Raw genomic sequence first — 23,930 nt, 5'->3', positions numbered from 1 at the left:
ACCGCGCACACGAACGACACGATCAGGAGCCAGGGTATGAACGGGCAGCAGCAGACGCCGCGGCAGGCGGGGCAGCGGGCGCAGCGGCTCAGCGCCGAGTCGGTCACCCTCGCCTACGACCAGCGGGTCATCGCCCGCGACCTGAGCGTCGCCATCCCCGACAACTCCTTCACGGTCATCGTCGGCCCGAACGCCTGCGGCAAGTCGACGCTGCTGCGCGCCCTGTCCCGGATGCTCAGGCCCACCGAGGGCCGGGTGCTGCTCGACGGGCAGGCGATCCACTCGATGCCCGCGAAGAAGGTCGCCAGGACGCTGGGCCTGCTGCCGCAGTCCTCCATCGCGCCCGACGGCATCACCGTCGCCGACCTCGTCGCCCGCGGCCGCTACCCGCACCAGGGACTGCTGCGCCAGTGGTCCCCCGAGGACGAGCGGATCGTGCAGGAGTCGATGGCCTCGACCGGCGTCGCCGAGCTGGCCGAGCGGTACGTCGACGAGCTGTCCGGCGGTCAGCGCCAGCGGGTCTGGATCGCGATGGCGCTCGCCCAGCAGACCCCGCTGCTGCTCCTCGACGAGCCGACCACCTTCCTCGACATCCAGCACCAGATCGATGTCCTCGACCTGTGCGCCGAACTGCACGAGACGCAGGGCCGGACGCTGGTCGCGGTGCTCCACGACCTGAACCACGCGGCCCGGTACGCCACCCACCTCATCGCCTGCCGCGGCGGCGAGGTCGTCGCCGAGGGCCCGCCGAGCGAGGTCGTCACGGCCGAGCTGGTCGAGCGGGTCTTCGGACTGCGCTGCCAGGTCATCGAGGACCCGGAGACGGGCACTCCGCTGGTCGTCCCGGCGGGCCGCAAGGCCCGCGCGAAGCGGAAGGCCGGGGCCACCGAGGCCGCCGGGGCCGCGGACGCGGAGCCGGAGCCCGCGTCGGCGACGTGAGGGAGGCGGGCGGCTGAGGGCGGGCTCCCGGCGCCGGGGGCTCCCGCTCCGGGCCCCCCGCCCCTCCCGGCCCGGCCCGCGGCCGCCGTGCGCGAGCGCCCCTACAGCAGCTTGCGCAGGCGCAGCAGGTCGCGGAAGCCGGCTTCCAGGGCGACGCGGCCGGAGGCCCAGGCCTTGGCGAAGTTCAGTTCGCCGTCGACCATCGACACCAGGTCGTCGCCCGTCATGCGGAGCCGGATCTCGGCCTTCTGCGCGGGCGGGCCCGCGAGCGTGGACTCGACCTCGATGCGGCCGTCGGCCAGGCGGCCCGTGAACGTGGTGTCCAGGTCCGTGATGTGGCAGCTCAGGGTGCGGTCGAGCGCGGCCGCGCCGCGCACCTCGCCGTTCGCGCCGGCCAGGTTGTCGGAGAGTCTGTCGAGTGCCGCACGGCACTCCGCGATCGTTGCCATCGGGTCGACCGTACCCCAGGGCTTCGCGGTAGCGTCGGGGCATGAGCGACGCGTATCGGGCAGCCGACGACCCGGCCCGCCCCGACGACCCGGCCCGCCCCGACGACCCGGCCCGTCCCGACGAGCAGGACGCCCCTCACGCGCCGGGCGGCCTCGACGAGGCCGGGCCCGCCCCCCTGGGCGTCGTCCGCATGCCGACCGGCCGGCCCGCGGTCGACGCGCTCCTGGACCGGCTCGGCGACGCCGACCACCTCACGGCGGACGGACACCTCGACGTGTACGAGGATGTACACCAAGGGCTGCGCGCCGAGCTGACCTCGCTCGACGCACCGCCCGGACCTCGTCCGTACGACAACAGGAGCTGAACCGAACGTGGCAGGACCGGCACGCCGCCGTCTCGACGCCGAGCTGGTACGGCGCAAGCTCGCGCGCTCGCGCGAGCACGCCAGCCAGCTGATCGCCGCGGGCCGGGTGACCGTCGGCAAGACCGTGGCCACCAAGCCCGCCACCCAGGTCGAGACCGCGGCGGCCATCGTCGTCGCCCAGGACGAGGCCGACCCGGACTACGTCTCGCGCGGCGGCCACAAGCTGGCCGGGGCCTTCGCGGCCTTCGTGCCGCAGGGGCTGCGCGTCGAGGGCCGGCGCGCGCTCGACGCGGGCGCGTCCACCGGCGGCTTCACCGACGTGCTGCTGCGCGCCGGCGCCGCCCACGTCGTCGCCGTCGACGTCGGCTACGGGCAGCTCGCCTGGTCGCTGCAGAGCGACGAGCGGGTCACCGTCAAGGACCGCACGAACGTGCGCGAGATGACCCTCGACTCCATCGACGGCATCCCGGTCGACCTCGTCGTCGGCGACCTCTCCTTCATTCCGCTCGGTCTCGTGCTGCCCGCCCTCGTGGCCTGCACCGCGCCCGACGCGGACCTGGTGCTCATGGTCAAGCCGCAGTTCGAGGTCGGCAAGGAGCGGCTCGGCTCCGGCGGAGTGGTGCGGAGCGCCGAACTCCGCGCCGACGCCGTGAAGAACGTCGCCCGCCGGGCGGCCGAGCTCGGGCTCGGCGTCCTCGGGGTCACCGCGAGCCCGCTGCCCGGCCCCTCCGGCAACGTCGAGTACTTTCTGTGGCTGCGGGCCGGGGCGCCCGCTCTCGATCCCGCGGAAGTCGACCGCGCCGTGGCGGAAGGACCTCGTTGAGCACAGCTTCGAGCACGTCTAGCGAAAGCAGCCGCACCGCAGGCAGGCGCACCGTCTTCCTGCTCGCCCACACCGGCCGGCCGGCCGCCGTCCGCAGCGCCGAACTCGTCGTCCTCGGGCTGCTGCGCAGCGGCATCGGGGTGCGCGTCCTGGAGGCGGAGGCGGCCGACCTGCCGCTGCCGCCGTCCGTCGAGAAGGTGCCGGAGGCCTGCTCCGACGCGCTCGACGGCTGCGAACTCCTCGTCGTCCTCGGCGGCGACGGCACCCTGCTGCGCGGCTCCGAGTTCTCCCGCGCCTCCGGCGTGCCGATGCTCGGCGTCAACCTGGGCCGGGTCGGCTTCCTGGCCGAGGCCGAGCGCGACGACCTCGACAAGGTCGTCGACCGGGTCGTGACCAGGGCGTACGAGGTCGAGGAGCGGATGACCCTGGACGTCACCGTCTACCAGAACGGCGACGTGCTGCACCGGGACTGGGCGCTGAACGAGGCCGCCGTGCAGAAGGTGTCCCCCGAGCGGATGCTGGAGGTCGTCCTCGCGATCGACGGCCGGCCGGTGACCGGATTCGGCTGCGACGGGGTGATCTGCGCGACGCCGACCGGGTCGACGGCGTACGCCTTCTCCGCGGGCGGCCCGGTGATCTGGCCCGAGGTGGAGGCGCTGCTCATGGTGCCGATCGGGGCGCACGCGCTGTTCGCGAAGCCGCTCGTCACCACGCCCCAGTCGGTGCTCGCGGTCGAGGTCGAGCCGCACACCCCGGACGGCGTGCTGTGGTGCGACGGCCGGCGGACGATCGAGCTGCCCGCCGGAGCCCGGGTCGAGGTGCGCCGCGGCGCCGTCCCGGTCCGCCTCGCCCGGCTGCACCACGCCTCGTTCACCGACCGTCTGGTGGCCAAGTTCGCCCTGCCGGTGTCGGGGTGGCGCGGGGCGCCGCACTAGCGGGGTGTCCCGGGGCCGTAGCGACGTGTCGACGTGTCCAGGCCCGTAGCGACGTGTCCAGAGGCCCGTGGCGACGTGTCCAGAGGGCCTGTTGCGACGTGTCCGGGGTCCGTAGCGGCGTGTCCAGCGGCCCGTGTCCACGGGACAACGACGCAGTGCCCGGAAAGGTACGCGTCACCTCGGCGAGCGGTGAATTCGCCCCCGAAGGGGGGTGGCGTGGCACCGGGCGGCGAAAACCTCGTATGGTCTGGGGCGTGCTGGAGGAGATGCGGATACGGTCGCTGGGTGTCATCGACGACGCCGTCGTCGAGCTGTCGCCCGGTTTCACCGCGGTGACCGGCGAGACCGGTGCGGGCAAGACCATGGTCGTCACCAGCCTCGGGCTGCTGCTCGGCGGGCGGGCCGACCCGGCCCTGGTGCGGATCGGGGCGGGCTCCGCCGTGGTCGAGGGGCGCATCACGCTGCCCCCCGGCGCGTCGGCCGCCGCGCGCGCCGAGGAGGCGGGCGCCGAACTCGACGAGGGTGCGCTGCTGGTCAGCCGTACCGTCTCGGCGGAGGGCCGCTCCCGCGCCCACCTCGGCGGGCGTTCGGTGCCGGTCGGACTGCTCGCCGAACTCGCCGACGAGCTCGTCGCCGTGCACGGCCAGACCGACCAGCAGGGCCTGCTGAAGCCGGCCCGGCAGCGCGGCGCGCTCGACCGTTACGCGGGGGACGCCGTCGCCGTGCCGCTCGCCGCCTACGGCGAGGCGTACAAGAGGCTGCGGGCCGTCGCCGCCGAGCTGGAGGAGATCACCACCCGGGCCCGGGAGCGGGCCCAGGAGGCGGATCTGCTGCGCTTCGGGCTCGGCGAGATCGAGGCCGTCGAACCGCGCGCGGGCGAGGACGTCGAGCTGGCCGCGGAGGCGGAGCGGCTCGGGCACGCCGAGTCGCTGGCCTCCGCCGCCGCCCTCGCGCACGCCGCGCTCGCCGGGCAGCCCGAGGACCCCGAGGCCGTGGACGCGACGACGCTCGTCGCGGGCGCGGGCCGGGCCCTGGAGGCCGTCCGGGCGCACGACCCGGCGCTCGCGGCGCTCGCGGACCGGATGGGCGAGATCTCCATCCTGCTCGCCGACGTGGCCGGTGAGCTGGCCGGTTACGCCGACAACCTGGACGCCGACCCGCTGCGGCTCGCCGCGGTCGAGGAGCGGCGCGCCGCGCTGACCCAGCTCACCCGCAAGTACGGCGAGGACATCACCGCCGTCCTGGCGTGGGCGGAGCAGAGCGCGGCCCGGCTCACCGAGCTGGACGGCGACGACGAGCGCATCGAGGAGCTGACCGCCGAGCGGGACCGGCTGAGCGACGAGCTCTCGGCGCTCGCGCAGCGGCTCACCGACGCCCGTACGGAGGCGGCGGCGCGGTTCGCCGAGGCGGTCACCGCCGAGCTGGCCTCGCTGGCCATGCCGCACGCGCGGGTGTCCTTCGCGATCCGGCAGACCGAGGACCCGGACGGCGTCGAGGTCGGCGGCCGCCGGGTCGCCTACGGCCCGTCCGGTGTCGACGAGGTCGAACTGCTCCTCGCGCCGCACCCGGGCGCGCCGCCGCGGCCCATCGCCAAGGGCGCGTCCGGCGGTGAGCTGTCCCGGGTGATGCTCGCGGTCGAGGTCGTCTTCGCCGGTACGGATCCGGTGCCGACGTACCTCTTCGACGAGGTCGACGCGGGCGTCGGCGGCAAGGCGGCGGTCGAGATCGGCCGCCGGCTCGCCAAGCTCGCGAGGACCGCGCAGGTCGTCGTGGTCACCCACCTCCCGCAGGTGGCGGCCTTCGCCGACCGGCAGCTGCTCGTGGAGAAGACCAACGACGGCTCGGTCACCCGCTCCGGCGTCACCGTCCTGGAGGGCGAGGACCGGGTGCGCGAGCTGTCCCGGATGCTCGCGGGCCAGGAGGACTCCGAGACCGCGCGGGCGCACGCCGAGGAGCTGCTGGCGACGGCGCGGGCGGACGCCTGATGCCGGGGCCGTGGGCGGTTGTGACGGGCGTGGCCGCGGGCCGGTCCGCCGCCCGCCCGGCCGGCGGCCCGGCAGGGGGACGGCCGGCCGGGGCGCTCTCCGCGGTCGCGGACCGGGCGGTCCGCTTCGCCGTCGCCTTCGGCGCGACGCGGGTGGCGCACGGACAGCTGCGGCGGCGCCCGCCGGGCAACCCGGCGAGCTGGCAGCGCACCAACCACGCCGGCCGTACCATGCACACCCAGGCCGGAGCGGCGGTCGCCTTCGGCGCCGCGTTCGCGGCCCTGCCGGGGACGCCGGCCGTGCTCGCCACCGCCGCCGGGGCCGTCTGCGGGCGCCACGACGACCTGCGCGGCGACGAACGGCGGGGCTTCCGGGCCCATCTGACGGCGCTGCGGGACGGCGAGGTCACCAGCGGGGCCGTCAAGCTCCTCGGGATCGGCGCCGCCGGGCTCGCGGCCGGGGCGCTGCTCAGGGAACGCCCGCTGGACAAATTCCTCGCCGGTGTCGTCGTCGCCGGGACGGCCCATCTCGTCAACCTGGTGGACGTGCGGCCCGGCCGCGCCGGACTGCTCGTGCTCGGGCTCGGCGCGCCGTGGCTGCTGCGCGGGCCGCTCGCCGCGGTGCCCATGGGGGCCGCCGCCGCGGTGCTCGCCGACGACCTGGCCGAGCGCACCATGCTCGGTGACATGGGCGCCCACGCGCTCGGGGCCGCCCTCGGCACCGCCGTCGCGGCGGCCGGCGGGCGGTTCGCCCTCGCCGTCCACTCGACCGGTCTGGTCGCCGCGGCGGCGTACGGGGAGCGTGTGAGCGAGCTTGCGCGCGCCTCCCTGCCCGCCCCTGCGCTCACCCGTGTGGGTGATCCCGGCCGGTAAGTTGCGGCGGGCGACACGGCAACGCGGGGACTTCGGTGCCGGAACGTGCGTACGGACTGGCATCCTTGGGCGCGTGACACAGCTCCGTACGGTCCAAGTGCTGGGCGGCGGCAGCGCGGGCAGCAGCGCGCACGTCAGATCGCTTGCCTCGGGGCTCGTGGCGAGGGGCGTGCGGGTGACCGTGTGCGCCCCGCCCGAACTCGACCACGTCTACGACTTCACGGGCGCCGGCGCGCATTTCGTGCCCGCGGCGCGCCGGGGCGGCCCGGCGGTGGTCGCCGTACTGCGCAACGCCTTCATCGGCGCCGACGTCGTACACGCGCACGGCCTCGACGCCTCGGTGCGGGCCTCGCTCGCGCTGTCCGGCGCCCCCGCGCCGCGCACCCCACTCGTCACGACCTGGCATACGCGCAGCCATGTGGCGGGCGCGCGGGCCGGGCTCGTACGGCTCCTGGAGCGCAGGACCGTTCGGGCGGCGTCCGTCGTCCTCGGCACCTCGTCCGAACTCGTCGACCGGGCCCGGCGGCGCGGCGCCCGCGACGCCCGGCTCGCGCCGGTCACCGTGCCCGCCTCGCGGGCGCCGGTCTGCCTGCACGACGGCAAGGCCCGGGCCGAACTCGGCGCGGTGGACCGGCCGTTGCTGATGGCCGTCGGTGCGCTGGAGCCCGGGCGGGGATACGGGATGCTGCTCGACGCGGCGCGGCGGTGGCGGGAGCTCGACCCGTCGCCGCTGCTCGTGATCGCGGGCGAGGGCCCCGAACGGCCCGCGCTGCAGCGGCGGATCGAGGCGGAGGGCCTCGCGGTGCGGCTGATCGGACGCCGCGACGACGTGGCGGAGCTGCTCGCGGCGGCGGACGTCGCGGTCCTGCCGTCGCGCTGGGAGGCCCGCTCCCTGCTCGCCCAGGAGGCCTTGCGGCTCGGTGTGCCGCTCGTCGCGACGGCGGTGGGCGGAGTTCCCGAACTCGTCGGCGACGCGGCGGAACTGGTTCCGTACGGCGACGCGGACGCCCTCTCGGACGCCGTACGGGGCCTGCTGGAGGACGCGGACCGCCGCCTCGACCTGGCGGCGGCGGGCCGGGTGCAGGCGGGCACCTGGCCGACGGAGGACGAGACGATCGCGCACGTCCTGAGCGTGTACGACGAGCTGTCGGACCGGGCCGGACCGGCGCGGAGGCACTGACCGCAGGGGCCGGGGGAGCCCCTGCGGCGCGGTCACGTCGTGTGGCGGCGGGCCCTCAGTGCCAGGCTCAGGGCCAGGACCGTCTGGGGGTCGTCCAGGTCGGTGCCGAGGAGTTCGGAGATGCGGGCCAGGCGGTTGTAGAGGGTCTGCCGATTGAGGTGGAGCTCGCGGGCCGTCTCGGCCTTGCGGCCCGCGTGGGCGAGGTAGGTCTCCAGGGTCGGCAGCAGGGGAGGCCTGGACGTGCGGTCGTGGTCGCGGAGCGGGCCGATCGCGCGGTCCACGAAGGCCGCCAGGTCCGGGTGGTCCCGCAGGCGCCACAGCAGCAGGTCGGTGTCCAGGCGGCGGGCGTCGTACCAGGGGCGGTCCGACAGGCCCTGCGCGGCCGTCGCCGTCTCCGCCGCGTGCCGCAGGCCCGCCGAGGCCGCCGCCCAGCCGCCCGCGACGCCCACCACCACGACCGGCGGGTGGGCGCCGGCGCGCTCCAGGCCGGCCCGCTCGACGCCGGCCCGCAGCGCCGCCGCGACCCGGTCCGCGACCGCCGTGCGCTCCGACTCCGAGCGCAGCCCCAGCAGGAGCGGGACGCGGCCTTCCACCGGGCGGACGCCGAGGAGGACCGGGACGCCGACCGCGGACAGTTCCTCGAGCACGGCCCGCGCGAGCAGGGCCCAGTTGCCCGACGGGGACAGCTCGGAGGCCAGTCGCATCACGACCGGAAGGAGCGGCCCGTCGCCCGGCTTGAAGCCGAGGACCCGGGCCTGCGCCGGCGCGTCCTCCGCCGTGATCCGGCCCTCCGCGAGGTCCGTCAGGAAGTCGCCACGGCCGCGGGCCGCCAGCTCCTCCTCCTGCCGGGCCTGCATCAGGACGACCGCGAGCAGGCCCGCCGCCCGCTCCGCCGCCATCCGGTGCACCGGGGACAGCGGCGACGAGACGGCCAGCAGCACCAGCCTCGCCCGCACCGACGACGTGCCCGGCCCTCCACCGCCCGGCACGTCGACCAGGACCGCGCCGGCCGGCGGGCCCGACTCGCGCGCCGCGCGCTGCCCGCGCAGCCCGTCCCACACCTGGAGCGGGTCGGCGGGCTCGGTCTCGGTGCCCGCCGCGTACAGCAGCTGGCCGTCGGCGGTCTCCAGGAAGACCGGGTTGAGCGCGAAGTCGGCCAGGATCCGCAGCACCTGCGGCACCCCGCCACCGCCGAGCAGCGCCTCGGTGCACTGCCGGTGGACCTCCTCCGCCTGCCGCAGCAGCGCGTAGTGGCCGTTGACGATCTCGGTGTGGATCTCCTCCGTCACGGCGACGAAGGGCACCTCGCGGTGCAGCTGGACCAGCGGCAGTCCGGCGGTGCGCGCCGTCTCCACGATCGTCGCCGGGAGCCGTGCGAACCGCGGGCCCAGCTCCACCACGAGCGCCGCGATGCCGCGCTCGGCGAGCCGCCGTACGAAGGCCCGCTGCTCCGCCGGGCGCGTGCCCAGGCCCATCCCGGTGGTGAGCAGCAGCTCGCCGCCCCTGAGCAGCGAGGCGATGTTCGGCACCTCGCCGGCGTGGACCCAGCGGACGGTGCGGTGCAGCCGGTCCGCGCCCGCGACGACCTCGGGGAGCCCGCCGCGCAACCCGGGGAGTTCGAGCGCCCGCTGCACGGTGATCCCGCCCTGACTTTCCATGGACATGGACGGAAGCTACCCGCCGGGCCCGTCACCGCGACATCACCGGGCGGTTAACGGGCCGGACACTTCGTACAGCGGGGCGACAACTCGTCGGCCCCTGGCGGGAATTGTGCGACCGAATGTCGATTGTGGCCTACGTCACCCAAGAGGATGCTCTCGCGCCATGGCAGAGAACCCCACCCCAGAGGTCCACCGGCTCAAGGCGAACTCGGTCGGGCTCGTCGGCGTCGTCTTCATGGCCGTGGCCACCGCCGCGCCCATCACCGCGATGACCGGCAACCTCCCCATCGCCGTCGGCTTCGGCAACGGCACCGGCGCCCCCGCCGGCTATCTCTTCGCGACCGTCGTCCTCACCGTCTTCTCGGTCGGATACGTCGCCATGGCCAAGCGGATCACCGCCGCCGGCGCCTTCTACGGCTACATCTCGCACGGCCTCGGCCGGATCGCCGGCATGGCCTCCGGCATGCTCGCCGTCCTCGCGTACATCGTCTTCGAGGCGTCCATCGTCGGCGTCTTCGCCTACTTCGCCAAGACGACCGTGGCCGACCAGCTGGGCGTGGACCTGCCGTGGATCGGCTACGCGGCCGCCATGCTCGCGGTCACCGCCGTCCTGTCGTACTTCGACATCAACCTCACCGCCAAGGCCCTCGGCGTGATGCTGGTCGCCGAGATCGCGGTCCTCTTCGCCGTCGCCACGGCCGTGCTGATCGCCGGCGGCGGACCCGACGGCATCCCGGCCGAGCCGATCGACCCCAGGAACGCCTTCACCGGCGCCTCCGCCGGCCTCGGCCTCTTCTTCGCCTTCTGGTCGTGGGTCGGCTTCGAGTCCACCGCGATGTACGGCGAGGAGTCCCGCGACCCCAAGCGGGTCATCCCGCGGGCGACGCTCATCTCCGTCATCGGCGTCGGCCTCTTCTACATCTACGTGTCGTGGATGACGATCGCCGGCAACGGACTCGCCGGCTCGGTGAAGCTGTCCGCGTCCTCCTCGCCGCTGGACCTGTTCTTCGCGCCCACCGAGTCCTTCATCGGCGCCTGGGCCGTCGACGCCTTCCAGTGGCTGCTGCTCACCGGCTCCTTCGCCTGCGGCATGGCCTTCCACCAGTGCGCCTCCCGCTACCTGTACGCGATCGGCCGCGAGGGCTTCCTCCACCCCGCCCTCGGCCGCACGCACGCCCGGCACGGCTCGCCGTACATCGCGTCCTTCGTACAGAGCGCCATCGCCGTCGTCCTCGTCGGCGCCTTCTGGCTCACCGGCCAGGACCCCTACATCCACCTCTACACGCTGCTCGCGATCCTCGGCACGATGGCCATCCTCATCGTGCAGACCCTCTGTTCCTTCGCCGTCATCGGCTACTTCCGCAGGAACCACCCCGAGGACCGGCACTGGTTCAGGACGCTGACCGCGCCGCTGCTCGGCGGCATCGGCATGACCGCCGTGGTCGTGCTGCTGATCATGAACATGGAGACCGCGGCCGGACTCGCCGCCGACTCCCTCTTCTTCAAGGCCATCCCCTGGATCGTCGGCGCCGTCTTCTTCGGCGGCCTCGGTCTCGGCCTCTACCTCAAGGCCAGGCGGCCCGACCGCTACGAGATCATCGGCCGCATCGTCCTGGAGGACGCCACCGAGCGCGCCGACGACAGCACGGAGACCACCGCACCCGCCGCCGTACCCCAGAGCTGATCCCTCACCCTCCAGGAGCGCCCCCATGGCACGCACCAACCCGATGCACCTCCTGAAGCGCCTCGCCGCCGAGCACGCCGACGCCCGACGGCTCGGGGTCCCCGTGGACGAGCTGCGCGGCCTCCGGTCCGACGCGCTCGGCCGCCGGACCCTCCTCAAGTACGCCGCCGCGGCCGGCATCGCCGTCTCCGCCGGGACGGCCGTCGCCGCCCCGGCGGCCGCCAGGGCCGCCACCCCCGCCCGGATCGCCGTCGTCGGCGCCGGCATCGCCGGCCTGACCGCCGCCCTCACCCTCCAGGACGCGGGCCTCAGCCCCGTCCTCTACGAGGCCAACCCGTCCCGGGTCGGCGGCCGCATGTGGACCCAGCGCCAGCACTGGGCGTACGGGCAGACCTCCGAGATCGGCGGCGAGCTCATCGACACCAGCCACAAGAAGATCCTCGAACTCTGCCGCCGCTTCGGCCTCGCCACGGAGGACTTCCTCGGCGGCGGGCCCAACGGCGCGGAGGAGGTCCTCTGGTTCGACGGCGCCTACTACCCGCGGGAACAGGCCGACGAGGACTTCAACGCGGTCTACCAGGCCCTCCACCGCGACCTGCTCGAAGCGGGCGAGGTGAAGTGGAACCAGACCACGCCCACCGGCACCGCCCTGGACGACATGTCGATATACGAGTGGATCGAGAGCCGGGTCCCCGGCGGACACTCCTCACCGCTCGGGAAGTTCATGGACGTCGCCTACAACGTCGAGTACGGCGCCGACACCACCGACCAGTCCTCGCTCGCCCTGGTCCTGCTGATGGGCTACCAGACGAATCCCGGCAACTTCAACATCTGGGGCCTGTCCAACGAGCGTTACCACGTCGTCGGCGGCAACGACCGGCTCCCGAACGCCATCGCGGGGGCCCTCAAGCCCGGCACCCTGAAGACCGGCTGGTCGCTCGACGCCCTGCGGGCCAACGCCGACGGCACCCAGACGCTCACCTTCACCGAGGCCGGCAGCACCCGGACCGTCACCGCCGACCACACGATCCTGTGCGTGCCGCTGCCCGTCCTCCAGCGGCTCGACCTCACCCGGGCCGGCTTCGACCCGCTGATGACGAACCTGCTGCGGGACGCCCGCATGGGCTACTGCACCAAGCTCAACATGCAGTTCGCCACCCGCCCCTGGCGCGGCACCGGCCCCTGGCCGGGAGTCTCCGCGGGCGACTGCTTCACCGACAGCGAGGTCCAGCAGACCTGGGACACCACCAAGATCCAGGGCGGCACCGGCGGCATCCTCATCCAGTACGGCGGCGGCACCCTCGCCAGGTCCCTGAACCCGGCCGGGCCGTTCTCGACCGAGTCCGACCCGTACGTCAGGGACCTCGTCACCCGCTACCTGAAGGGCGTCGACGCCTTCTTCCCCGGCACCTCCAAGGCCTACACCGGCCGCGCCCAGCTGTCCGCCTGGCACAAGAACCCGTACGCGCTCGGCGCCTACTCGTACTGGCCGGTGAGCTACCTCCACCGGTACGCGGGCTACGAGGGCACCCCCCAGGGCAACGTCCACATCGGCGGCGAGCACTGTTCCTACGACTTCCAGGGCTTCATGGAGGGCGGCGCCACCGAGGGCGAACGCGCCGCGCGGGAGGTGATCGCCGCGCTGAGGTGACCGGCGGGCTCAGACGGCCGGCGCGATGTTGTGGTTGAAGCGGAAGACGTTGTCGGGGTCGTAGTCGGCCTTGACCCGGGCCAGGCGCCGGTAGTTCTCGGCGCCGAAGCCCTCCACCACCCGCTGCCGGCCCTCGTCGCCGGTGAAGTTGAGGTACACGGCGCCGGTCGACCAGGGCAGCGCGTCCGCCCGGACGTCCCTGACCCACTGGATCGCCCGCTCGTCGTCGGCCGGGTCCTCCCACACCGCGAAGGGGTGCAGGGCCCAGGCCGCCGACCGCCACGGGATCGGGGAGTCCGCCGGGCCGCGGGCGACCTGCCCGCCCAGCGGGAACAGCACGTGCTGCATGCCGGAGGGCACGATCATCCCGGCCGAGCGGGCGCAGAACACGTCCACCGCCGTGTCCGGGAACGTCGACAGGTACTCGGCCGACCAGTAGTTCCGCATCCCCCCGGGGTCGTCCATCATGCACTGGAAGTCCACGTACGGCATGTCCGCCAGCAGCTCCACCGACGGCGACAGCGCGTACAGCGGGTCGGCGAACGCGCGGGCCTCGGCCGCCGGCCCCGCCCAGGTCACCAGGGCGCCGCTGAGCAGCGTGCCCTGCAGCTCCTCGGGGATGAACTCCTCGGGCGGCGCGTTGAGGTAGATGCCTCCGCCGCCGGCCTCGTCCGGCGCGTCCGTCATCAGGTCCCGGTAGGCCCGGATGACCTCGGGGCCCGCCTCCTTCGGGAACAGCAGCATCGCGAAGCCGAACTCGGGCAGCGGATGCACCCGCAGGGTCATCGAGGTGGCCACGCCGAAGTTCCCGCCGCCGCCGTGCAGCGCCCAGAACAGGTCCGGGTTCTCCTCGGCGTCCGCGTGCACGTGCTTGCCCTCGGCCGTGATCAGCTCCACGGCCAGCAGGTTGTCGCAGGCGAGCCCGAACTTCCGCTCCAGCCAGCCCGATCCGCCGCCGAGCGTGAAGCCGCCGACGCCCGTCGTCGACGCCCGGCCGCCGGTCACGGCCACGTGGAACGGCTGGCAGGCGTGGTCCAGGTGACTCATGGTGGCCCCGCCCTCCACCCGTACCGTCATGGCCTCCGGGTCGACGACCACCGCGTGCATCCGCCGCAGGTCCACCACGAGCCCGCCGTCGTTGAGCGCCGTGCCGGCCACGCTGTGTCCGCCGCCGCGCACGGCGATCGGCAGCCCGGCCTCGCGTCCGAACAGCACCGCGTTCGACACGTCCTCGGGCGTCTCGCACTGGGCGATGACGGCGGGACGCCGGTCGATCATCGCGTTGTAGACGACCCGCGCCTCGTCGTAGCCCGGATCGCCGGGTACGAGCACCTCGCCCGCCAGGTCCTCACGGAGACCCGCCAGGGCGCTGTCCGGAACGGTGGTCTGGGGAGCCATGGGAGTGCCCCCCTTTCGCGTGCGACACGGGGGACAGGACCTTTTCATCGTAGGTCCGCCCCCCGCCCCCCGCCGCTCGGGGCGTCAGCCTCCGTACGCGCCCGAGGCGGTGAGCCGCAGGGCCGTGTCGATCAGCGGGACGTGGCTGAAGGCCTGCGGGAAGTTGCCCACCTGGCGCTGGAGCCGCGGGTCCCACTCCTCGGCGAGCAGACCCAGGTCGTTGCGGAGCGAGAGCAGCCGCTCGAACAGCTTGCGGGCCTCGTCGACCCGGCCGATCATCGCCAGGTCGTCCGCGAGCCAGAACGAACAGGCCAGGAACGCGCCCTCGTCGCCCTCCAGGCCGTCCACGCCCGCCTCCTCGCCGGCGGTCGGGTAGCGCAGCACGAAGCCGTCCTCCGTGGACAGCTCCCGCTGGATCGCCTCGATGGTGCCGATCACCCGCTTGTCGTCCGGCGGCAGGAAGCCCATCTGCGGGATCAGCAGCAGCGAGGCGTCCAGCTCCTGGGAGCCGTAGGACTGCGTGAAGGTGTTCCGCTCCTCGTCGTAGCCCTTCTCGCAGACGTCCCGGTGGATCTCGTCGCGCAGCTCGCGCCAGCGCTCCAGGGGCCCGTCGGCGTCACCGGACTCGATGAGCTTGATGGTGCGGTCCACCGCCACCCAGGCCATCACCTTGGAGTGGGTGAAGTGCCGGCGCGGGCCGCGCACCTCCCAGATGCCCTCGTCGGGCTGGTCCCAGTTCTTCTCCAGGTAGTTGATCAGCTTGATCTGCAGCAGCGAGGCGTAGTCGTTGCGGGACAGGCCCGTCATGTGCGCCAGGTGCAGGGCCTCGGTGACCTCGCCGTACACGTCCAGCTGGAGCTGGTTGGCGGCGCCGTTGCCGACCCGGACCGGGCCGGAGTTCTCGTAGCCCGGCAGCCAGTCCAGCTCCGCCTCGCCGAGCTCGCGCTCGCCGGCGATGCCGTACATGATCTGCAGGTTCTCCGGGTCGCCCGCGACCGCGCGGAGCAGCCAGTCCCGCCAGGCGCGGGCCTCCTCGCGGTAGCCGGTGCGCAGCATCGAGGAGAGGGTGATCGCCGCGTCCCGCAGCCACGTGTAGCGGTAGTCCCAGTTGCGGACGCCGCCGATCTCCTCGGGCAGGGAGGTGGTCGGCGCGGCCACGATGCCGCCGGTCGGCGCGTACGTGAGCGCCTTGAGGGTGATCAGGGAGCGGACCACCGCCTCCCGGTACGGGCCGTGGTACGTGCAGTGCTCGACCCACTCGCGCCAGAAGTCGGCGGTCGCCTCCAGCGAGCCCTCCGGGTCCGGCAGCGGCGGCGGCTCCTTGTGGGAGGGCTGCCAGGAGAGGGTGAAGGTGATCCTGTCGCCGGGCGTGACGGTGAACTCGGAGTAGGTGGTGAGGTCCTTGCCGTGGGTCTCCACGTCGGTGTCCAGCCACACGGAGTCGGGGCCCGCGACGGCCACCGTGCGCTCGCCGACCTTGTGCACCCAGGGCACCACCCGGCCGTAGCTGAAGCGCATGCGCAGGCTGGAGCGCATCGGCACCCGGCCGCTGACGCCCTCGACCACCCGGATCAGCTGCGGGGCGCCGTCACGCGGCGGCATGAAGTCGGTCACCCGGACCGTGCCGCGCGGGGTGTCCCACTCGGACTCCAGGATGAGCGAGTCGCCGCGGTAGCGGCGCCGGTCGGCGGGGGCCGCCGGGGCGCCCTCCGGGCCGGCCGGGCCGACCCGCCAGAAGCCGTGCTCCTCGGTGCCGAGCAGTCCCGCGAAGACTGCGTGCGAATCGAAGCGGGGAAGACAGAGCCAGTCGACACTGCCGTCCCGGCAGACCAGGGCGGCGGTCTGCATGTCTCCGATGAGTGCGTAATCCTCGATGCGCCCGGCCACGTGCTTCACTCCAGATCGAACGGCCACGTCCGCCCCGCGGGGCGTTTTTCGCCCCGGAGGGCGATTCCTACAGGTCAGCGGGTCAAGGGATCGTTGACGAGCTCTTGGTCCGGCTGACAGGCGGGGGTGGTGCCGTGCCGGTCCGGCTCGGCAGCGCATGTCCGAGCAGGATACGACGCCCACCCTAGTGACCGGCGGCGCCGATCTTGTAACGCCGTTGCGCCGTTCGGGTGAGCAGGTCTTGACCAGGCCCGGGCCACGGCTGTGCCCCCACCCATGGTGCCGGAGGCGCCCGCTCCGGTCACGGCGTGTCGCCGACGGTATGCACCCGACTGCCCCGTGTGGCCGGAAGCGGTCTCCGGATGTCGCTGATACCCTGGTACCCCGTGGACCGGTGGGAAACGGCGACAGCCGAGGACCCCGAAACCGCAGCGACGGCACCCCCCGATTCTTCCGGAGGGGACGCCGGAACGCACTTCCAGAACGCGACCACGGGAGCCCCCTCTTGGCGATGCCGCCCAACACCACGACGACCAAGCACATCTTCGTCACCGGGGGTGTCGCCTCCTCCCTCGGCAAGGGCCTGACCGCCTCCAGCCTGGGTGCGCTCCTGAAGGCCCGGGGCCTGCGGGTCACGATGCAGAAGCTCGACCCGTACCTGAACGTCGACCCCGGCACGATGAACCCGTTCCAGCACGGCGAGGTCTTCGTCACCAACGACGGCGCCGAGACCGACCTGGACATCGGCCACTACGAGCGCTTCCTCGACGTCGACCTCGACGGCTCGGCCAACGTCACCACCGGCCAGGTCTACTCCCAGGTCATCGCCAAGGAGCGGCGCGGCGAGTACCTCGGCGACACCGTCCAGGTCATCCCGCACATCACCAACGAGATCAAGTCGCGCATCCGCCGCATGGCCACCGACGACGTCGACGTCGTCATCACCGAGGTCGGCGGCACCGTCGGCGACATCGAGTCGCTGCCGTTCCTGGAGACCGTCCGCCAGGTCCGCCACGAGGTCGGCCGCGACAACGTCTTCGTCGTGCACATCTCGCTGCTGCCCTACATCGGCCCCTCCGGCGAGCTGAAGACCAAGCCGACCCAGCACTCCGTCGCCGCCCTGCGCAACATCGGCATCCAGCCCGACGCCATCGTGCTGCGCGCCGACCGCGAGGTCCCGACCGCCATCAAGCGCAAGATCTCGCTGATGTGCGACGTCGACGAGGCCGCGGTCGTCGCCGCCATCGACGCCAAGTCGATCTACGACATCCCGAAGGTCCTGCACTCCGAGGGCCTGGACGCCTATGTCGTCCGCAAGCTCGACCTGCCCTTCCGCGACGTGGACTGGACCGTCTGGGAGGACCTCCTGGACCGCGTCCACAACCCGGAGCACGAGGTCACCGTCGCGCTCGTCGGCAAGTACATCGACCTGCCCGACGCCTACCTGTCGGTCACCGAGGCCATGCGGGCCGGCGGCTTCGCCAACAAGGCCCGGGTCAAGGTGAAGTGGGTCACCTCCGACGACTGCAAGACCGAGGCCGGCGCCGAGAAGCAGCTCGGTGACTGCGACGCCGTCCTCATCCCCGGCGGCTTCGGCGACCGCGGCGTGGCCGGCAAGGTCGGCGCCATCCGCTACGCCCGCGAGAACAAGGTGCCGCTGCTCGGCATCTGCCTCGGCCTGCAGTGCATCGTGATCGAGGCCGCCCGCAACCTGGCCGACATCCCCGAGGCCAACTCCACCGAGTTCGACCCGGCCACCGCGCACCCCGTCGTCTCGACGATGGAGGAGCAGCTGGCCTACGTGGAGGGCGCCGGCGACCTGGGCGGAACGATGCGCCTGGGCCTCTACCCGGCGAAGCTCGCCGAGGGCTCGGTGGTCCGCGAGACCTACGCCGGCGAGCCGTACGTCGAGGAGCGCCACCGCCACCGCTACGAGGTGAACAACGCCTACCGCGCGGAGCTGGAGAAGAAGGCCGGTCTGGTCTTCTCCGGCACCTCCCCGGACAACAAGCTCGTCGAGTTCGTCGAGTACCCGAAGGACGTCCACCCCTACCTGGTCGCCACCCAGGCGCACCCGGAGCTCAAGTCCCGCCCGACCCGCCCGCACCCGCTGTTCGCGGGCCTCGTGAAGGCGGCCGTCGAGCGCAAGACCGGACGCTCCGCGCAGTAGATCACTGGCGTTAACGTTGCCGGGGTACGGGTCCTGTGGACCTGTACCCCGGCTTTCGTACGAGAGGACTACCGATGCAGGTGCAGGACACCCCCGAGGAGTGGCGGGTCGTCGCCACCGCCACCCCCTTCACGGGCAACAAGACGAGTGTCCGCACGGACGACGTGGTCATGCCCGACGGCGCGGTCGTCCGCCGCGACTACCAGGTCCACCCCGGCTCGGTCGCCGTCCTCGCCCTCGACGCCCAGGACCGGGTCGTGCTGCTCAAGCAGTACCGGCACCCGGTGCGGCAGAAGCTGTGGGAGATCCCGGCCGGCCTGCTCGACGTGCCCGGCGAGAACCCGCTGCACGCCGCGCAGCGCGAGCTGTACGAGGAGGCGCACGTCAAGGCCGAGGACTGGCGGGTGCTGACCGACGTCTACACCACGCCCGGCGGCTGCGACGAGGCCGTGCGGATCTTCCTGGCCCGCGACCTGTCCGAGGCGGAGGGCGAGCGCTTCGAGGTCGCCGAGGAGGAGGCCGACATGGAGCTCTCCCGGGTGCCGCTCGACGAGCTCGTCCGCGGTGTCCTGGCCGGCGAGCTGCACAACAACTGCCTGGTCGTCGGCGTGCTCTCGCTGGTGGCTGCCCGCGCGGGCGACGGCGTGGACGCCCTGCGTCCGGCGGACGCGCCCTGGCCGGCCCGGCCCTTCGTGGCGTAGGGGGCGTCTCGCCGGACGGGTGCGGGCGGCCGGTCTGAACATCTGCTGATCCGATCGGGGGATGTGTCCGCCGCGCTCCGCCGGGTCGGGCTCGTGCCCTGAACTACGCTCGACATCGCCCGTGAGGAGCCCCCGCGGGAAGGTCGTGCGCAGGTGGACGGGAGCGTGGCCCGTGACGGATCAGGCGGTTGGGGGTACCCCCGGACGAAGCCTGGGGGAGATCGGCGCCTCGCAGTTCTACGGTCGCCAGCGGGAGCTGAAGGCACTGCGGGCCGACATCGAACGCACCGGGCTCGACACCCTGACCGGCCGCAAGGCGCCCCGCGCCCGGGTCCTGCTCATCGCGGGCAAGCCCGGCTCGGGGCGGACCGCGCTCGCCGAGGAGCTGGTCGGCCGGCTCGCCGCCGACTATCCGGACGGCGTGTTCCGGGCGCGACTGACCGAGCCCGGCGGCGACCCCGTCCCCACCGCGCGCGCCGCCCAGGAGCTCCTCGCCGCGCTCGGCGTCGCCGAGCCGCCCGGCGCCGCCGAGGACGAACTCACCGCCCTGGTCCGCGGCGCCTTCGACGGGCGCAGGGCGCTGCTGCTGCTCGACGACGCCGTCGACGCCGAACAGGTCGACCCGCTGCTGCCCGACAACCCCGACAGCCTGGTCGTGGGCGTGGCCCGCGGCCCGCTCACCGGCATCCCGGACGTCCGGCCCTGCACGGTCGGCGGGCTCGACCCCAAGTCGGCCATCGAACTGCTCACCGCCTACACCGGCTCCGTCCGCGTCACCGTCGACCCGCAGGCCGCCGAGAGCCTGGCCGAGGAGTGCGGCGGACTGCCCGGCGCCCTCGTGCTGGCCGGCGGCTGGCTCGCCGCGCGCCCCAAGGCCTCGGTCGCCGACCTCACCAAGCGGCTGCGCGGCCTCACCGGCGACCCGGTCGCGCGGGCCTTCACCCTGGTCCACGAGTCGCTGCCGCAGCCGGCCGCCCGGATACTGCGACACCTGAGCCTGGCCCCGCTGGGCCGCGCCGACGCCCACACCGCCTCCGCCCTGGCCGGCTGCTCGGTGTCCGCCGCCGCGACCACCCTCGCCGACTTCGCCGCACTCGGTCTCGTACGCGAGATCCCCGGCAGCGACGGGCGGTCCGGGGAGGGGCAGTACGAGGTGCCCGGGTACCTGGTGCCGCTGCTGCGGGCCGAGCTCGCGGAGCACGACCGGCCGGCCGAGGTGCAGCTGGCCCGGGCCCGGATGCTGGAGCGGACGGTGCGGCTGCTGCAGTCCAGCCGCGCCGTCACGGAGGCCGAGGGCTCCCCGGCCCGCCGCAAGCTCGCCGGGCTGCCCCGCGCCCTGCGCTTCCCGAACACGGCGACCGCCCGCGCGTGGCTGGACAGCCGCCGGCCCGTACTGCTCGCCGCGGCCCGGCTCGCGGTCGCCGACGGGGAGCTCGACACCCTGGCCCGCCGGCTGATCGCGGCGCTCGTCCGGGCGCTCGCCGCCCACCGGGGCGCCGAGGCCGCCGCGCCCGACCTCTACGGGCTGCACCGGCTGGTCCTGGACGTCGCCGAGCGGCGCGGGCTGTACCGGGAGCAGGCCGCGGCCCTGCTGAACCTGGCCGACCTGGACGCCCGGACCGGACGCACCCAGGACGCTCTGCTGCGATATCGGTCGGCTTTGGACGCCGGACGCAAAGCAAATGACCCGTACGCCGTCGGTCGCGCAATGGAATCCGTAGGTGGCAGCTATCAGGAGCTGGGGGACTGGCAGCGGGCCGGCGACTGGTACGGCCGCGCCCTCGCCCAGCGGCTCGCCCGCGACGAGCGCGCGGACCAGGCCCGGCTGTACGGCCGGCTCGGCGCGGTGCACACCTATGCCGGACGGTACGGGGAGGCGCTGCGCAACTGGCGCGCCGCCGCCGCGGGCTACCGGCGGCTGGCCGATCTCCCCGGCTACGCACGGGCGTTGAGCGAGGCGGCCCGGGTCCAGGAGTACGCCGGCCGGCCCGAGGAGTCGCTGCGGACCTGCGAGGAAGCGGTGGAGTGGGCGCGCCGCGCGAAGGACGAGCGGCTCCAGGCCGCGCTGCAGCTGAGGCTGGCCGACACCCTCGACCGGCTCGGTGACCCGGCGGCGGCCCGGCTGCACAGGTCCGCGGCCGAGAGACTGCTGGGAACCGAGTCCTCCGCCTACGAAATCCGCAGTGGTTCCGGTGAAGATTAATACTTTGAAAGGCTAGACAGCGGGAACTCCTTCATTAGACTGGTCGCGCCGCGTTCGAACGTGGTCTGCCCCGGTGCGCCGCAGTGCATCCGGGTATGAATGGCTTTGTCACACCTTTTGGCTCTGACGCGCCACTGCACCCCCAGTTGTCCCCCCGATACAAGGACCGTGATCGACGATGAAGGTCGGCATCCCCCGCGAGGTCAAGAACAACGAGTTCCGCGTGGCCATCACCCCTGCCGGTGTCCACGAGCTCGTCCGCAACGGTCACCAGGTCTTCATCGAGCAGAACGCCGGTGTCGGCTCCTCGATCACGGACGAGGAGTACGTCGCCGCCGGCGCCGAGATCCTCCCCACCGCCGACGAGGTCTGGGCCACGGCCGACCTGCTGCTCAAGGTCAAGGAGCCGATCGCGGAGGAGTACCACCGCCTCCGCAAGGACCAGACGCTCTTCACCTACCTGCACCTCGCCGCCTCCAAGGAGTGCACGGACGCCCTCCTGGAGTCCGGCACCACCGCCATCGCGTACGAGACCGTCGAGACCGCGAACCGCGCGCTCCCGCTGCTCGCCCCGATGTCCGAGGTCGCGGGCCGCCTGGCCCCGCAGGTCGGCGCCTACCACCTGATGCGCTCGGCAGGCGGCCGCGGCGTGCTCCCGGGCGGCGTCCCCGGCACCCACGCCGGCGAGTGCGTCGTCATCGGCGGCGGCGTCTCCGGCTGGAACGCCGTGCAGATCGCCATCGGCCTGGGCTTCCACGTGACCCTGCTCGACCGGGACATCAACAAGCTCCGCGAGGCCGACAAGATCTTCGGCACGAAGGTCAAGACGATCGTCTCCAACGCCTTCGAGCTGGAGAAGGCCGTCGTCGAGGCCGACCTCGTCGTCGGCGCCGTCCTCATCCCGGGCGCCAAGGCCCCGAAGCTGGTCACCAACGAGCTCGTCGCCAAGATGAAGCCCGGAAGTGTCCTTGTCGACATTGCCATCGACCAGGGCGGCTGCTTCGAGGACTCCCACCCGACCACCCACGCCGAGCCGACCTTCCAGGTCCACAACTCGGTCTTCTACTGCGTCGCCAACATGCCGGGCGCGGTCCCGAACACCTCCACCTACGCCCTCACCAACGCCACGCTGCCCTACATCGTGTCGCTGGCGAACAATGGCTGGGCCGAGGCGCTGCGCCGCGACGCCGCCCTCGCCAAGGGTCTCAACACCCATGACGGCAAGGTGGTTTACAAGGAGGTCGCCGAGGCGCACGGCTACGACCACGTCGAGCTGAGCAGCCTCCTGGGCTGACCTACGGGGCGGAGGGTCAACCCTCACCGTCAACCTCGTGCACCGGGCCGGACCTTGTCGAGCAAGGTCCGGCCCGATGTGTGTCCGGCCACGTTCCGACGCTCGGTCAACTCGCCTCGAACGTAACTCTTTAACCGTTTCGCGCAGCCCTGAAACGTGCGGTTCCCTGCCTGCGCACCCTTGACAGCGGGGTGTTCGGTTGCCGACACATCGGGCCGGGTCCGGCGGATTGTGTTGCTGCGGACCGGTGACACGCCATAGAGTCGCCAACCGTCGGCATGGTGCCACGCTGACCTATCGATAAATGTTCCTGACCACATCCAAGGAGGTAAGACGACTTGTGAATGAGTCGACATTTACTCCCGAGGGTGGAGAGCCAGGGGCCCCGATCGGCTCCGTCGCGGTGCGGACCTTCGCGACGCACCAGCCCATGACGACAGCCCATACGATGAAGATGACGGACGGCCTACACGTGAACGCCACGGCCGGCAACGAGATGGGCCGAGAGTCCACCCACTTCGCCGCCTACGACGAGGTGCCCGAGGGGCACTTCTACGACCCTGACGCCGAGTACGAGCCCGACCCGGAGTACGCGGCCACCCTCGCACCCGACGCTGCCCGCCAGCGCCGCGAGCGGATCGGCCCCACCGGACGGCCCCTGCCGTACTTCCCGATCCCGGGCCCGCTGACCGACCACGGCCCGGCGAAGATCATCGCGATGTGCAACCAGAAGGGCGGCGTCGGCAAGACCACGTCGACCATCAACCTGGGCGCCGCGCTCGCGGAGTACGGACGACGGGTGCTGCTCGTCGACTTCGACCCGCAGGGCGCCCTGTCGGTCGGCCTCGGTGTGAACCCGATGGAGCTCGACCTCACCGTCTACAACCTGCTCATGGAGCGGGGCATGTCGGCGGACGAGGTGCTGCTCAAGACCGCCGTGCCCAACATGGACCTGCTGCCGAGCAACATCGACCTCTCGGCCGCGGAGGTGCAGCTGGTCTCCGAGGTCGCGCGCGAGTCCACGCTGCAGCGGGCGCTGAAGCCGCTGATGAACGACTACGACTACATCGTGATCGACTGTCAGCCCTCGCTCGGCCTGCTGACCGTGAACGCCCTGACGGCCGCTCACAAGGTCATCGTGCCGCTGGAATGCGAGTTCTTCGCGCTGCGCGGCGTCGCCCTGCTGACCGAGACCATCGAGAAGGTCCAGGAGCGGCTCAACCCCGAGCTGGAGCTCGACGGCATCCTCGCCACGATGTACGACTCGCGGACGGTGCACAGCCGCGAGGTGCTGGCCCGGGTGGTCGAGGCCTTCGACGACCACGTCTACCACACGGTCATCGGCCGGACGGTCCGCTTCCCGGAGACCACGGTCGCCGGCGAGCCCATCACCACGTACGCCTCGAACAGCGTGGGCGCCGCCGCCTACCGTCAGCTCGCCAGGGAGGTGCTCGCCCGGTGTCACGCCGAGTGAGTCTGCCCGGCGCCGACGAACTGTTCCGTACGACCGGGGGGATGGCGCTCCAGGCCTCCTCGCCGCGCCGGACCGTACCGGCACCGGCGGGCGAGAGCGACTCGGCGGCGGCCGCGAACGCGGCGGCGGAGGGCCCCGCGGAGCACACGGCCGCGGACATGGGGGCGGCGGAGCCGCGCGCCCGGACGGCGGAGCCCGCCGCACCGTCCGCGCCCGCTCCCGCGTCCGGCCCCGCGTCCGCGGCGGCCAAGGCGGCGGC

At 73.1% G+C, this 23,930-nt stretch carries 18 protein-coding genes and 1 pseudogene; 15 read left to right on the top strand and 4 right to left on the bottom strand.

Going from position 1 to position 23,930, the window contains the following annotated elements; genetic code table 11:
* The first annotated feature begins 36 nt into the window (after positions 1 to 36).
* Complete coding sequence (locus ACFWJO_RS35595) at positions 37 to 939, top strand: ABC transporter ATP-binding protein (RefSeq protein ID WP_386872037.1); 903 nt, start codon at positions 37 to 39, stop codon at positions 937 to 939.
* 101 nt (positions 940 to 1,040) lie between these two features.
* Here ACFWJO_RS35595 and ACFWJO_RS35590 read toward each other — a convergent pair whose 3' ends face one another.
* Complete coding sequence (locus tag ACFWJO_RS35590; RefSeq protein WP_386872035.1) at positions 1,041 to 1,388, bottom strand: SCP2 sterol-binding domain-containing protein; 348 nt, start codon at positions 1,386 to 1,388, stop codon at positions 1,041 to 1,043.
* Positions 1,389 to 1,429: 41 nt separating this feature from the next.
* Here ACFWJO_RS35590 and ACFWJO_RS35585 point away from each other — a divergent pair, with 41 nt between their 5' ends.
* From ACFWJO_RS35585 to ACFWJO_RS35560, 6 genes are all read left to right on the top strand, one after another.
* On the top strand, positions 1,430 to 1,753 hold the full coding sequence (locus ACFWJO_RS35585; RefSeq protein ID WP_386872033.1) for a hypothetical protein: 324 nt from the start codon (positions 1,430 to 1,432) through the stop codon (positions 1,751 to 1,753).
* 7 nt (positions 1,754 to 1,760) lie between these two features.
* Positions 1,761 to 2,576, top strand: coding sequence for a TlyA family RNA methyltransferase (locus ACFWJO_RS35580; protein ID WP_386872031.1), 816 nt, complete (start codon positions 1,761 to 1,763; stop codon positions 2,574 to 2,576).
* Complete coding sequence (locus tag ACFWJO_RS35575; protein WP_384422249.1) at positions 2,573 to 3,511, top strand: NAD kinase; 939 nt, start codon at positions 2,573 to 2,575, stop codon at positions 3,509 to 3,511. The genes ACFWJO_RS35580 and ACFWJO_RS35575 overlap by 4 nt, the downstream gene beginning before the upstream one ends.
* 242 nt (positions 3,512 to 3,753) lie before the next feature.
* Positions 3,754 to 5,496: a DNA repair protein RecN gene (recN, locus tag ACFWJO_RS35570; protein ID WP_384422247.1), complete on the top strand. Its 1,743-nt coding sequence runs from the start codon at positions 3,754 to 3,756 to the stop codon at positions 5,494 to 5,496.
* Positions 5,497 to 5,525: 29 nt separating this feature from the next.
* Complete coding sequence (locus ACFWJO_RS35565) at positions 5,526 to 6,368, top strand: hypothetical protein (RefSeq protein ID WP_386872029.1); 843 nt, start codon at positions 5,526 to 5,528, stop codon at positions 6,366 to 6,368.
* A 73-nt stretch (positions 6,369 to 6,441) separates the two neighbouring features.
* Positions 6,442 to 7,548 (top strand): glycosyltransferase family 4 protein, encoded by a 1,107-nt coding sequence (locus ACFWJO_RS35560; RefSeq protein WP_386872027.1) that lies wholly within the window; start codon positions 6,442 to 6,444, stop codon positions 7,546 to 7,548.
* A 32-nt stretch (positions 7,549 to 7,580) separates the two neighbouring features.
* Here the strand turns inward: ACFWJO_RS35560 and ACFWJO_RS35555 are convergent, their stop codons facing one another.
* Positions 7,581 to 9,206, bottom strand: coding sequence for a PucR family transcriptional regulator (locus tag ACFWJO_RS35555; RefSeq protein WP_386872046.1), 1,626 nt, complete (start codon positions 9,204 to 9,206; stop codon positions 7,581 to 7,583).
* A 166-nt stretch (positions 9,207 to 9,372) separates the two neighbouring features.
* Between ACFWJO_RS35555 and ACFWJO_RS35550 the strand changes: the two genes are divergently transcribed.
* Positions 9,373 to 10,893, top strand: coding sequence for an APC family permease (locus ACFWJO_RS35550; RefSeq protein WP_386872025.1), 1,521 nt, complete (start codon positions 9,373 to 9,375; stop codon positions 10,891 to 10,893).
* A gap of 25 nt (positions 10,894 to 10,918) precedes the next feature.
* The gene (locus ACFWJO_RS35545; protein ID WP_386872023.1) at positions 10,919 to 12,544 is read left to right on the top strand and encodes a flavin monoamine oxidase family protein; all 1,626 of its coding nucleotides are present in this window, start codon (positions 10,919 to 10,921) and stop codon (positions 12,542 to 12,544) included.
* A gap of 9 nt (positions 12,545 to 12,553) precedes the next feature.
* Here ACFWJO_RS35545 and ACFWJO_RS35540 read toward each other — a convergent pair whose 3' ends face one another.
* Positions 12,554 to 13,942 carry an FAD-binding protein gene (locus ACFWJO_RS35540; RefSeq protein ID WP_386872021.1) on the bottom strand — a complete coding sequence of 463 codons (1,389 nt, stop codon included), beginning with the start codon at positions 13,940 to 13,942 and terminating at the stop codon, positions 12,554 to 12,556.
* Positions 13,943 to 14,026: 84 nt separating this feature from the next.
* On the bottom strand, positions 14,027 to 15,829 hold the full coding sequence (locus ACFWJO_RS35535) for a glycoside hydrolase family 15 protein (protein ID WP_386872019.1): 1,803 nt from the start codon (positions 15,827 to 15,829) through the stop codon (positions 14,027 to 14,029).
* Between the two features lie 511 nt (positions 15,830 to 16,340).
* On the opposite strand from ACFWJO_RS35535, the gene ACFWJO_RS35530 reads away from it, so the two are divergent.
* The 6 genes and pseudogenes from ACFWJO_RS35530 to ACFWJO_RS35505 form a co-directional block, all read left to right on the top strand.
* The gene (locus ACFWJO_RS35530; RefSeq protein WP_386872044.1) at positions 16,341 to 17,999 is read left to right on the top strand and encodes a CTP synthase; all 1,659 of its coding nucleotides are present in this window, start codon (positions 16,341 to 16,343) and stop codon (positions 17,997 to 17,999) included.
* A gap of 74 nt (positions 18,000 to 18,073) precedes the next feature.
* Positions 18,074 to 18,700 (top strand): NUDIX domain-containing protein, encoded by a 627-nt coding sequence (locus ACFWJO_RS35525; protein WP_384422233.1) that lies wholly within the window; start codon positions 18,074 to 18,076, stop codon positions 18,698 to 18,700.
* A gap of 172 nt (positions 18,701 to 18,872) precedes the next feature.
* Complete coding sequence (locus tag ACFWJO_RS35520; protein WP_386872016.1) at positions 18,873 to 20,903, top strand: tetratricopeptide repeat protein; 2,031 nt, start codon at positions 18,873 to 18,875, stop codon at positions 20,901 to 20,903.
* 178 nt (positions 20,904 to 21,081) lie between these two features.
* Entirely contained in the window at positions 21,082 to 22,197 is a 1,116-nt protein-coding gene (gene ald / locus ACFWJO_RS35515) for an alanine dehydrogenase (protein ID WP_386872014.1), read from the top strand.
* A 430-nt stretch (positions 22,198 to 22,627) separates the two neighbouring features.
* On the top strand, positions 22,628 to 23,671 hold the full coding sequence (locus ACFWJO_RS35510; RefSeq protein WP_309549591.1) for a ParA family protein: 1,044 nt from the start codon (positions 22,628 to 22,630) through the stop codon (positions 23,669 to 23,671).
* Positions 23,668 to 23,930 (top strand): annotated as a pseudogene (locus ACFWJO_RS35505) (hypothetical protein); the annotation flags it as partial. The gene ACFWJO_RS35510 and the pseudogene ACFWJO_RS35505, both read left to right, overlap by 4 nt.

Origin of the sequence: Streptomyces sp. NPDC127092 (assembly GCF_042722475.1) — a bacterium.
Lineage (GTDB): Bacteria > Actinomycetota > Actinomycetes > Streptomycetales > Streptomycetaceae > Streptomyces.
Note: the sequence above shows the minus strand (reverse complement) of the source record. Positions and strands in the feature narration are given on the sequence as shown.

Coding starts and splice junctions, on each gene's coding strand:
- ACFWJO_RS35595 (WP_386872037.1), top strand. CDS start 37: ATGAACGGGCAGCAGCAGACGCCGCGGCAGGCGGGGCAGCGGGCGCAG.
- ACFWJO_RS35590 (WP_386872035.1), bottom strand. CDS start 1,388: ATGGCAACGATCGCGGAGTGCCGTGCGGCACTCGACAGACTCTCCGAC.
- ACFWJO_RS35585 (WP_386872033.1), top strand. CDS start 1,430: ATGAGCGACGCGTATCGGGCAGCCGACGACCCGGCCCGCCCCGACGAC.
- recN (WP_384422247.1), top strand. CDS start 3,754: ATGGTCTGGGGCGTGCTGGAGGAGATGCGGATACGGTCGCTGGGTGTC.
- ACFWJO_RS35555 (WP_386872046.1), bottom strand. CDS start 9,206: ATGGAAAGTCAGGGCGGGATCACCGTGCAGCGGGCGCTCGAACTCCCC.
- ACFWJO_RS35550 (WP_386872025.1), top strand. CDS start 9,373: ATGGCAGAGAACCCCACCCCAGAGGTCCACCGGCTCAAGGCGAACTCG.
- ACFWJO_RS35545 (WP_386872023.1), top strand. CDS start 10,919: ATGGCACGCACCAACCCGATGCACCTCCTGAAGCGCCTCGCCGCCGAG.
- ACFWJO_RS35540 (WP_386872021.1), bottom strand. CDS start 13,942: ATGGCTCCCCAGACCACCGTTCCGGACAGCGCCCTGGCGGGTCTCCGT.
- ACFWJO_RS35530 (WP_386872044.1), top strand. CDS start 16,341: ATGCCGCCCAACACCACGACGACCAAGCACATCTTCGTCACCGGGGGT.
- ACFWJO_RS35525 (WP_384422233.1), top strand. CDS start 18,074: ATGCAGGTGCAGGACACCCCCGAGGAGTGGCGGGTCGTCGCCACCGCC.
- ald (WP_386872014.1), top strand. CDS start 21,082: ATGAAGGTCGGCATCCCCCGCGAGGTCAAGAACAACGAGTTCCGCGTG.
- ACFWJO_RS35510 (WP_309549591.1), top strand. CDS start 22,628: ATGACGACAGCCCATACGATGAAGATGACGGACGGCCTACACGTGAAC.